Source organism: Nostoc sp. FACHB-892 (assembly GCF_014698795.1).
In the GTDB taxonomy this organism is placed as follows: domain Bacteria; phylum Cyanobacteriota; class Cyanobacteriia; order Cyanobacteriales; family Nostocaceae; genus Nostoc.
Window position 1 is genome coordinate 215,395 of the sequence record NZ_JACJTR010000011.1, and the last position, 11,014, is coordinate 226,408.

Genomic DNA, 11,014 nt, shown 5'->3' on the forward strand with positions numbered 1-11,014 from the left:
CCTTCCACCTTGTGATTATCTATAGCGCTTCTGGGTTGAGTTCAATAGAGACCTAACCCCCAACCCCTCTTCCCTACAAAGGAATGGGAGTAAGACTCAAAGCCTCTCCCCTCTTAGGGGAGAGGTCATAGACTTATTTTTGCAAAAGTGAGATGACTTAATTTTTGGCTCAATTCTCTAATTCTGTAGCTTCTTAATCTCTGCATCTGTAAACGGATTCTTCCCGGCGCGTAAATCTTTCACCCAGCGTTGCCGTTGTGCTTTACTATCTTTATCTTCAGTTTGGGCGATGTATGCCTCAAAGTCTTCAATTGCTCCTTGATAGTTGCCTGTTAGCGCCCTAGCCAAGCCACGAACACTACGAATATTGCCATCTTCAGGTGCAAGGGCAACGGCTTGTTCACAGGCTGGTAAAACATCGGCGGCTTGTTTTTGCAGACTCCCGCGCCAGCATAGTGTATTCCAAGAATCAGCAGGAATTTCGACTTTTGGATCAAGCTTGAGGGCTGCGGTATAAGCTGCTAGTGTTTCTTTAAACTTGTTCTCTTGTAAGCGACTATTTCCTTCAGCAACTGAGCGTTCAGCTTTGCCTTTGTTGAGAAACTCTTGTGCTTTTACGTTAGGTTCAAATCTTAAATTAGCATCCCACTGCTGTGCTTTGCGGAATTTGACAACAGCATTATCAATGTCTTCATTTCGCGCTAATTTCTCACCTTGGATGACTAATACTGTAGCGGCTTGCACCAGCCGAGGCGGAGTTTGGCATTCTGTTAGTTCTTGCAGGACTTCAGGATAGACAACCAAATAATTGTTGAGCAAGCCACAACCATCTTTGACTAACTTATTTAAATCCAAATTCCATATAATTATCGTCTTATCAGCACTTGCAGAAGCCAGCCTTTGCTCATCGGGGCTGAACACCACGCTAATGACCGGACTGCTATGCCCAGTCAGGGTTTGCACAGCTTTGCCAGTGGCGACATGCCAGAGTTTGATGGTGTTATCAGCACTTGCAGAAGCCAGCCTTTGCCCATCGGGGCTGAACACCACGCTATAGACCGAACTGCTATGCCCAGTCAGGGTTTGCACAGCTTTGCCTGTGGCGACATCCCAGAGTTTGATGGTGTTGTCATAACTTGCAGAAGCCAGCCTTTGCCCATCGGGGCTGAACACCACGCTATAGACCGAACTGCTATGCCCAGTCAGGGTTTGCACAGCTTTGCCACTGGCGACATCCCAGAGTTTGATGGTGTTGTCATAACTTGCAGAAGCCAGCCTTTGCCCATCGGGGCTGAACACCACGCTATAGACCCAACTGCTATGCCCAGTCAGGGTTTGCACAGCTTTACCACTGGCGACATCCCAGAGTTTGATGGTGTTGTCAGCACTTGCAGAAGCCAGCCTTTGCCCATCGGGGCTGAACACCACGCTAATGACCGTATTGCTATGCCCAGTCAGGGTTTGCACAGCTTTGCCAGTGGCGACATCCCAGAGTTTGATGGTGTTGTCAACACTTGCAGAAGCCAGCCTTTGCCCATTGGGGCTGAACACCACGCTATAGACCCAACTGCTATGCCCAGTCAAGGTTTGCACAGCTTTACCACTGGCGACATCCCAGAGTTTGATGGTGTTGTCAGCACTTGCAGAAGCCAGCCTTTGCCCATCGGGGCTGAACACCACGCTATAGACCGCACTGCTATGCCCAGTCAGGGTTTGCACAGCTTTACCACTGGCGACATCCCAGAGTTTGATGGTGTTGTCAGCACTTGCAGAAGCCAGCCTTTGCCCATCGGGGCTGAACACCACGCTAATGACCGCACTGCTATGCCCAGTCAGGGTTTGCACAGCTTTACCACTGGCGACATCCCAGAGTTTGATGGTGTTGTCAACACTTGCAGAAGCCAGCCTTTGCCCATCGGAGCTGAACACCACGCTACTGACCGAACTGTTATGCCCTTCTAATGTATTCAGTTCTTGGAATTTGTTTTCTGGTTGTAAGTACACAGCTTTCCGCAATGTTCCCACAACCCGCATCTGGGTATCTACCGCCACCTTCCCGGCATTTTTCAGTTTTCCGCGTGCTTTTAAGCTTTCTGTCAGTGCATCCCAGGTTTGTCCAGAGGCAGAAAAGGTGGCTGAAGAGTTAACAAGGGCGTTAATTTCACTGATTTCAGCTTGTTTTTTTTCCTTTTCTGCCCTTTGTGCTGCATCCCAGGCTGTAAATGTTAGTCCAGCTAAGACTAATCCGGCTGCAACTGAACCAAAAAAGGCGCGTTTGAGAAAGTTATTTAGTTTCGCTTCACTAATTTTTCTTTGTTCTCGTTCTTTTTCCAGTTCCGCCATTACCTGCTTTAACTTCGGTTCTTGTTGCTGGCGGATAAAGGCGGCGATGTAGTCATGTACCAGTTGATAACGGTCGGCGGGGTTTTCTGGTAGCAAAACCACCAAGCCAGATTGGACAAAAATCTCTAACACTAAATCTAATTTACTGATTTCAGAAGCTTGTTCCGCCCTAGCCTCTGATCCCCCCGCCTTTAAATAATTCGTAATTCGTAATTCGTAATTCGTAATTAAGTTTTGGAATGGAGATTTGAACTTAACTGCAAAAGATACTATTGGTTGAGGTAGGGGAATTAAACGCTCAAATGTTGTTAAAAAGGGGGTAGAAAGAATAAAGCCCCCCTTTTTAAGGGGGGTTGGGGGGATCTCCGATAAGTACGGCAACAAATCGCGTTCCAATTCAGCGCGAGTCTTCAGAGGGCGAGTTCCTTTTTCATCGGTCAGCAAATAGAGTAATATGTCTGCTGCTTGCTGATTTTCTTCACCGCAATCATTAACAACTTCATTCAAATAACGCTTAACCAATTCGTCTTTAGTGCCACCCTTGCGATATTCTGCCAGAGTTGTAATATTCTCCGTTTGCAGTTGCGCCCCCACAACCTGCAACTCAATGGGACGAACTTCACCCAATTCCCCGGCTAAATCTTGCACCAGTTGTTGAACTAAAGCACATTCCAAGCGGAAACTAGTATTTTCAGTTAAACGCTGAATAATTGACTTCGCATCAGCACGCGAGAAATTCCCCAACTTGTAAAGCACATTATTACTGAGAATGTCATTGCCAATAATCTTGAGGCTGGACAAATCATTGCACTCTAGCAAGTAATGGATGTAATCTACCCGCAGTGATAAGATAACTTTCACCGATAGAACATTCAGACACTCTCCCAAAAACTCAAAGAATTGCTTTCTTTGTGCAGGTTCGGTGTAAACAAAGAAAAATTCCTCAAATTGATCGAAAATTAGCACCGTTCGCAGGTTGCGCTGTTCGTTTTCCCGTAATTGAGTGATTAGAAACTTTGTAGAGACGCGATTCATCGCGTCTGCACTAGGACGTGAAGAAGACGAGAGAACTAAGGAGTGGGTATTTTGAATATCAAAGGTCGAAGTTCCGAGTTCTGAAGTCGAAGTTCCGAGTTCTGAGGTTGAAGTTCCGAGTTCTGAGGTCGAAGTGCCGAGTTCTGAGGTTGAAGTTCCGAATTCTGAGGTTGAAGTTCCGAGTTCTGAGGTTGAAGTGCCGAGTTCTGAGGTCGAAGTGCCGAGTTCTGAGGTTGAAGTGCCGAGTTCTGAGGTTGAAGTGCCGAGTTCTGACTGTCGCCAATCAGGAAAGACGCGATGAATCGCGTCTCTACAAACTCTCGATTCCTCACTTTTTCTTAAAAGCCTGCTTAATTCTTCTACCCAGTTGGTGTAAACTCGCATTACTACGGGCAAATAATCTTGAATACCGATCGCTTTATTCTTTAAAGCTGGTATTAATCCCGCATTTACCAGAGAACTTTTGCCGACACCCGATTGCCCATGAATTACTATCAACTTATAATCAGGGCGACCCATGCGTTCAATTAAACGTTCTACATCCAATAGGCGACCAGATGCAGCAATTTCTGGGGCAATGTTTCCTTGCGGAGAGTTTGAGCGCAATGTCTCTACAAATGCCTGTTTGGTAGCTTCTAATCTACCCGCACCAATAAAAGCCCGCAAGCCAAATTGCTGTTCAATAGAACGCTGTTGCTGTTTGATGTTGTATGCTTTGAGATATTCTTTTTGCTCAAAGTAAAGCTGCTGCAAAAACCTGAGAATATCCAAGTAAAGCCTGACATCTTCTAGGGGATTACCCACATCCCTAGCAGTTTCTAAGCTGAGAGTTGCCTGTTGAGTTTGACCTAAATGGTATTGAGAACGACTTAAAATAAACTGATATAAACTCAAATCTTTTGACTTGAAATCTCTTTCAGGAATATCAGATAAAACCTGACTTTTCACCTCATCCGCGAAACCTAACCCCCCAGCCGCCTTCCCTACGAGGGAAGGGGGAGAATTCAAAGCCTCTCTCCTTGCAGGAGAGAGGTTTGGAGAGAGGTTTTTCAGATCCTGTGAAAAGTCAGCAGCTAAAACCCCTGATATATTCGCTGATTCCAGATTAGGAATTGCCGCAAAAACTTCCAAGGCTTGCTTAACTAACTGATTTGCTTGAACCCAATTATTTTGAGCCAAAGCCACTTCAGCTAAAAAACCGTAATCTTTGGCTAGTTCTCTTAATTGATTGTTATTTCGATGGATTACTAAAGCTTGTTCTGAAAGACTTTGTAATGTTTCCCACTTTTGCAATTCTCGCAAGATATCACCAAATTTAACTACTGCATTAGCAATTAAATCTGGACTTCTAAACTGGCTAATAAAATTTATATACTCTTGAATATAATGCCAAGTCGTTTGCCAATCTGAATGATTGATATCTTGATGTTTAAAAGCTTTTAAATAATAACAAAAGCCAATCTCACCAAGGATTTTTGTCTGTCGTTCTAAATTATGATTTTGCTGCCAAAGTTCTAAAGCTTTGTGATAATGCTCTAATGCCGAATCTTTTTGATTATTTATTTGTTTAACAAATCCTAATAAAGATTCTAAATTAGCTTGAGTTTCTAAATTATAAATATCTGGCTTGCTGAGTAAATATTTACGCGCTGCTTCTAACTCCTTCTCCAGTTTAATATATACATCAACACTAAACTTTAAGTTATTACTAAACCATTGATTAGCCGTTTCGCTGATAAAATCTATCAATTCCTGTGTTGATATGGCAAAATCTCTTGTAGTTGCCCAACTTTCCAAATCTGGTGCAAGCTGTATTAGTTGCTTGTAGATTTCATCGTCAATCCACAATACTAAGGGGAAAGCAAAATTCTTGCGAAAGTCTTCCCGCACCTGATTTGCAGAAGTTAACATCACAGATAAATTCTGCACTGATTCTAAACCCACAACCATTACACAGGCTGGTATTTCTGCGCCAAATTCTTCCTGAATCGCAGTATAAAGAGTTTTGTTAGATTGCTGCACTGCCAAGACACGAATTTCAACTTGACAAATTTCCCGCAGTCTAGAGATTAAGCGATCGCGCAAGCTAGCATAATTACACCGTGCCAAAATCAGCTTAAACTGTCCCACGGAGGATTCGATCGCCCAAGCTAATTGTTTCAGAGAGCGTTGGCGTAGCCCGTCGTAGACATCGCTGTTTATATGGTCATTTTTTGGTGATTGCGAGTCTGTCATAAGTTAAAAGTTAAAAGGGCGGTTAGAAACCGCGTCTACACAGGCAAAACCCACCTCCGTGGGTTTCAAACCCTTGATTTTTTCTTAGTCCACCTCTGTGGACTACCCTCCGGGAAGCCGCAAAGCGTCTATGTTTGTATAGCCACGTTCGCGTCAGCATGCCGGAGGCTCTAAGTTGACTACAAAATTAAACTTCCTGGCATTTTAACTCCTGTATTAATACTTGAGCGCGTTTGCTAGCTTCTCTTGCTTGTTGTCTAAAATACTTGGCTTGCTGACGGTTACTTAAGCATACTTCAGATGCTTTTCTACTAAATTCAACAGCTTGTTGACTGAGTTCTTTAATCCGAGTCTTTAACTCTTGGATTGTTTTCACTGCAACTCCTTCGCTTCCGCCAAGATGGGATTAACATCAAACCAAGACTGGCCACCATCCCGATATTCAAAGACAAACCGACTGCGGATCAGTTTTTGATATCCGTGGTCATCACTCACCTTTTTCCTTTCCTTGACATGGCGTAACAATTGCCACTCATCATCAGAAATTGGCAACATGATTTCATTCCGCCGAGAACGAATCACTTCCTCTAAGGTTTCACGGGTTAAGGGAAGGCTCATCTCTTCCATAATCCAGGTATTTAGGAGCCTCAGCACATCCCGCACATGACCACCGCTCATTTGACACAAGCGTTCTAGGCTAGCAGCACTATCAAAAATTTCGGTAACTTTATTTAAACGCTCCTCTGGTGTTATGTCAGGAAAAGCTCTAGCAAGTACCATCTGCTGCATGAGTGCCATTCCTTGTGTATGAACACTGCCATCAGTCTTTTGTACAGGTACCATTGGTAACACTTTGGGGTCTTCTGGGAAACGCTGAGTCAGCATTCCGTAATCATTGGAAAACTTCAAAGACAAGGGCATGGTGTAGATGAGATGACAATTCAGCTTGGTCAAAAACTCACCTTGATCGACAAATAAATATTCCTGCTGCGGACGACCCCAAGGTTTGACACGATTATCTATGCGGTCAAGATTATCGACAATTACCACTAGACCATTTTTACCCTGCTGTTTGAGTTTAGCCACGGCAGGTTCTAATAATTCTTGATTAATCGCTTCTAGCAGCTTAGTTTTTTGCGGTGCTAAATACTGATTAAGTTTTTCTCGCAGGGTTGGGTCATTTTTCATCTTGCTAGTGATTTCACCAATGCCCATAGACAAAGAAAGTTTTTCTTTATCTGCGGATAAACCAACATCACCAAGCACCGGAACCTTAACTTTTGCCCCAGTCACCTCGGAGTTTAAGACCTTCCAAGCACCTTGCAGCAACTCATTAAACTTGTTGGGTGACTCTAGAGTAATTTTATCCAGACTTTGACTTACACGCCGAGCGATCGCTAGCAGCACATCAGCAATATCAACATCGGTCATTTCCAAATCGTCACTGGACTCAAAATAGACCACATGGAAGCCTAACTTTTCTAGTTCTGCTTGTAATCGCAATAGTTCTGTCGATTTTCCACAACCAATATGCCCAGTAAATAACGTGCAAGTGGGTTCATTAGGCTTAAAAAAAGTAATCTTCTGCTTCAGTTTGCCAAGAATATCACCACCTCGGACTGAGGAAAAATCTATATAATACTTGCTATCAGAGCTATGGTTGACAAACAGAGTTCTGCTGGGATCGCTAGCCTGATAAAATTCCCGTAAATCTATGGGCATAATGCTGGTAGTGCAACTATCTCGTATTTTATTAACATATCCTTGTGCCAAAGGATAAAGTTACTTACATCATTGCATCTCACTATTTCGGAGAATTTTCGCTTTTACCTCTCTTCCTCTGTGTTCTCAGCGCCTCTGCGGTTCGTTAAGGAAGAATAAAACCACAGAGGCACAGAGAAATTAAGAGTACAAAACTGTAAGTAATATTTAAGTGATCTGCAAAAACCGAGATTTTTTTTGATACTATTTAAGACCGGACTCTTGAAATATTGATTGACGTATGAGCAAAGGTACCCTGTTTGATAAAGTTTGGGACTTACACACCGTTGGTACACTTCCCTCAGGACTGACGCAACTATTTATCGGGCTTCACCTAATTCATGAAGTCACCAGTCCCCAGGCCTTTGCTATGTTACGTGAGAGGAGTCTAAAAGTACTATTTCCAGAACGGACTGTTGCCACTGTCGATCATATTGTGCCGACAGAAAATCAGGCGCGTCCTTTTGTGGATAGCTTGGCAGAGGAAATGATTCAGGCGCTGGAAAATAACTGTCAAGAAAATAACATAACTTTTTACAATATCGGTTCTGGTAGTCAGGGTATAGTTCATGTAATCGCTCCAGAACTTGGGCTGACTCAGCCAGGAATGACGATCGCTTGTGGAGATAGCCACACTTCCAGTCATGGAGCATTTGGTGCGATCGCATTTGGTATTGGTACTAGTCAAGTCCGGGATGTTCTCGCTTCCCAAACGCTTGCCCTATCAAAACTGAAAGTCCGCAGAATCGAAGTTAATGGCACCCTCAACCCAGGAGTTTACGCCAAAGATGTCATCTTGCATATCATCCGCACCCTTGGTGTTAAAGGTGGCGTGGGCTATGCTTACGAATTTGCAGGTACGACATTTGAGCAAATGAACATGGAAGAGAGGATGACTGTCTGCAATATGGCGATCGAAGGCGGTGCTAGATGCGGCTATGTCAATCCAGATCAAGTCACCTACGATTACCTCAAAGGCAGAGATTTTGCACCCATTGATGCAGATTGGGATAAAGCAGTGGTTTGGTGGGATTCCATTAAAAGCGATGCTGATGCCCAGTACGATAATGTGGTGATATTCGACGCTACAGAAATTCCTCCTACTGTTACCTGGGGGATTACTCCCGGTCAAGGTATTGGTGTCAACCAGTCAGTGCCTCAACCGGAAGAACTACTAGAAGAAGACCGATTTATTGCCGAAGAAGCTTACCGCTACATGGATTTATATCCTGGTCAACCGATCAAGGGCACTAAAATAGATGTCTGCTTTATTGGCAGTTGCACCAACGGCAGAATTAGCGATTTGCGAGAAGCTGCGAAAATCGCCAAAGGTCGCCACGTCGCGGAGGGAATCAAAGCCTTCGTTGTTCCTGGTTCTGAAAGGGTAAAAGAAGAGGCGGAAGCTGAAGGATTAGATAAAATCTTTCAGGAAGCCGGATTTGAGTGGCGTGAACCGGGATGTTCCATGTGTCTAGCCATGAACCCCGATAAGCTACAAGGAAGACAAATCAGCGCTTCTTCCTCCAACCGCAACTTTAAAGGAAGACAAGGTTCCTCTTCCGGTCGAACATTGTTAATGAGTCCGGCAATGGTCGCTACTGCTGCGATAAAAGGCGAAGTCTCTGATGTACGCGAGTTGCTGTAATTTTTTTGTCATTTGTCATTTGTCATTTGTCATTGGTCATTTGTAGAAATTAACAGGCTGTCATTGAAATGATGGGTAAATAAAGTTTATGGTGAGTGAAGTTAAAACAGTTTCAGGGCGGGGTATACCCTTAGTAGGGAATGATATAGATACCGATCGCATCATTCCCGCGCGATATTTGAAAGCCGTTACCTTTGATGGGTTAGGTGAAGGTGCATTTATTGATGACCGGACAGCACTTAAAGGTGAACACCCCTTTGACCAACCCCAGTACCAAGGCGCGAATATTTTAATAGTCAACCGCAACTTTGGCTGTGGTTCATCACGAGAACACGCACCCCAAGCGATCGCAAAATGGGGAATCCAAGCTTTAATCGGTGAAAGCTTCGCGGAAATCTTTTTCGGTAACTGTGTAGCAATGGGCATACCTTGCGTGAGTGCCGATGCTGTTACTGTTAAACAACTGCAAGAGTTAGTGGCTGCCAATCCCCAAGCCGCCGTCACAGTAAATCTGGAAACCTTGCAAGTGCAAATTGGTGATTACACTGCCTCAGTTGCGATCGGTGAAGGAACAAGAAGCACATTTATTTCTGGGACTTGGGACGCTTGCGGTCAGTTGGTGGCGAATGCTGACCAAGTTCGGGTAACGGCTGCAAAATTACCCTACGTGGGTTGGGGCAATTTAGCCGCGAGTTAGTTTCTCTCATTCTCTGGTTGTCAGCCAGGGAATGAGAAAATGCCAATAATTTTATAACCGCTCCATAAAAACATCAAAAATTAATCATCAACCCAAGTTGCAGGTTATCAACCTCTAGGTACTTTGCAACGATAAAGTGGTGCGTTCAGTGGCGCTTCATATCAAGTTCGGTTGACTACTTATTATATCGCTGCATATCTTAACACCCCACACCCAACCCCTCCCTGGAAACTGGGAAGCAGGGTGGTTTCATACAAGCAGAGAAAAATTAAAACTGCGTTTCAAAGCCTCTCCCCCCGTGGAGGAGAGGAATGGAAGCGGGGTAAAAAGCTATGCCACAAAACGAGAAATCAAGACTTATGTATTTTTCTTTTTTCGTATGAAATAAATCTGCTCCCTGCAAACTATGAAGGGATATAAAGCACAGCTTTGGTGGGGTTCTTCGACAATGAAAAGCAATTTACTGAACATGATATCACTCCACTAGAACTAACTTTAGAAAAAAATATTTAATTATATTTAAAGTATTACATTTTACTCCTTAAATAAATGCTCATTTGAGAGTAAATGCAAAAACGAATGCTTCAATCTTCAGTAAAAACCCTTCCTTAGTAAAAGTATGAATACCAATTCATACTTGCGTTTAGATCACTGGCACTTTTATATACTATGGATAAAAACTCACTATATTTTACAGATAAATACTCACTTATTAATACTGTTAATTCATTAATTATTTGTCAATAAAATCACAACATAAGCACGGGTTACTATTTAATTCTTATTTATTGTTCAAACTTTATTTAAAATCATTCAATTAGCTGAAAGCCTCTTCAGCAAAGGCATTTACGAGCCATTTTTCTTTTCTACATGACCTAAAAATTCAGTATGTAGTAAGTTCTGTCTGCAAATGTCATAGTATAATATACTCGTATTAAACATTTATTTCTTCTCTCTGCGCCTTCTCTGCAAGACGCTGCTCGTTAGCAGAAGCCTGTGGCATCTACGTTAAAAAATTGACTTTGATAACAGACTTTTAGCCTTACCTTAACCATATGGTTTTATAGTAAGGAAGTTTTCCAAAAACCAATATTCTGCATAAAAAAGGAATACACCCCTGAGTAATACTTAGCAGCTAAAAGCTATTAAGTTTTGTAGTTCATAAATAGAAACTAGTATTTTCATACTTTTCTTAAAACTGAACTACTAGTAGCTCATTGTTCACTTAGAAATCCAGAATTAGGAGAATCAATCATGGCAGTAATTTGGACCCCAGGATCAGGACCAACCAATAGAGC

Annotated in this window: 5 protein-coding genes; 2 read left to right on the plus strand and 3 right to left on the minus strand. The window is 43.1% G+C overall.

What is annotated here, in order from left to right:
• Positions 1–177: 177 nt before the first annotated feature.
• The 3 genes from H6G96_RS17220 to H6G96_RS17230 form a co-directional block, all read right to left on the minus strand.
• Positions 178–5,613, minus strand: a complete 5,436-nt coding sequence (locus H6G96_RS17220; RefSeq protein WP_242063300.1) for a ribosome assembly protein 4 — start codon at positions 5,611–5,613, stop codon at positions 178–180.
• Positions 5,614–5,800: 187 nt separating this feature from the next.
• Positions 5,801–5,989 (minus strand): hypothetical protein, encoded by a 189-nt coding sequence (locus H6G96_RS17225; RefSeq protein ID WP_190912580.1) that lies wholly within the window; start codon positions 5,987–5,989, stop codon positions 5,801–5,803.
• Entirely contained in the window at positions 5,986–7,335 is a 1,350-nt protein-coding gene (locus tag H6G96_RS17230; protein ID WP_190912581.1) for an AAA family ATPase, read from the minus strand. Before H6G96_RS17230 ends, H6G96_RS17225 begins: the two co-directional genes overlap by 4 nt.
• A gap of 280 nt (positions 7,336–7,615) precedes the next feature.
• Between H6G96_RS17230 and leuC the strand changes: the two genes are divergently transcribed.
• A complete protein-coding gene (leuC, locus tag H6G96_RS17235) occupies positions 7,616–9,019 on the plus strand; it encodes a 3-isopropylmalate dehydratase large subunit (protein ID WP_190912582.1) in 1,404 nt (467 codons plus the stop codon).
• Between the two features lie 88 nt (positions 9,020–9,107).
• A complete protein-coding gene (gene leuD / locus H6G96_RS17240) occupies positions 9,108–9,716 on the plus strand; it encodes a 3-isopropylmalate dehydratase small subunit (protein ID WP_190912583.1) in 609 nt (202 codons plus the stop codon).
• The last annotated feature ends 1,298 nt before the right edge of the window (positions 9,717–11,014 follow it).

Bases quoted from the DNA above. Each gene is read 5' to 3' on its own strand.
- H6G96_RS17220 (WP_242063300.1), bottom strand. From the start codon at position 5,613: ATGACAGACTCGCAATCACCAAAAAATGACCATATAAACAGCGATGTC.
- H6G96_RS17230 (WP_190912581.1), bottom strand. From the start codon at position 7,335: ATGCCCATAGATTTACGGGAATTTTATCAGGCTAGCGATCCCAGCAGA.
- leuC (WP_190912582.1), top strand. From the start codon at position 7,616: ATGAGCAAAGGTACCCTGTTTGATAAAGTTTGGGACTTACACACCGTT.
- leuD (WP_190912583.1), top strand. From the start codon at position 9,108: ATGGTGAGTGAAGTTAAAACAGTTTCAGGGCGGGGTATACCCTTAGTA.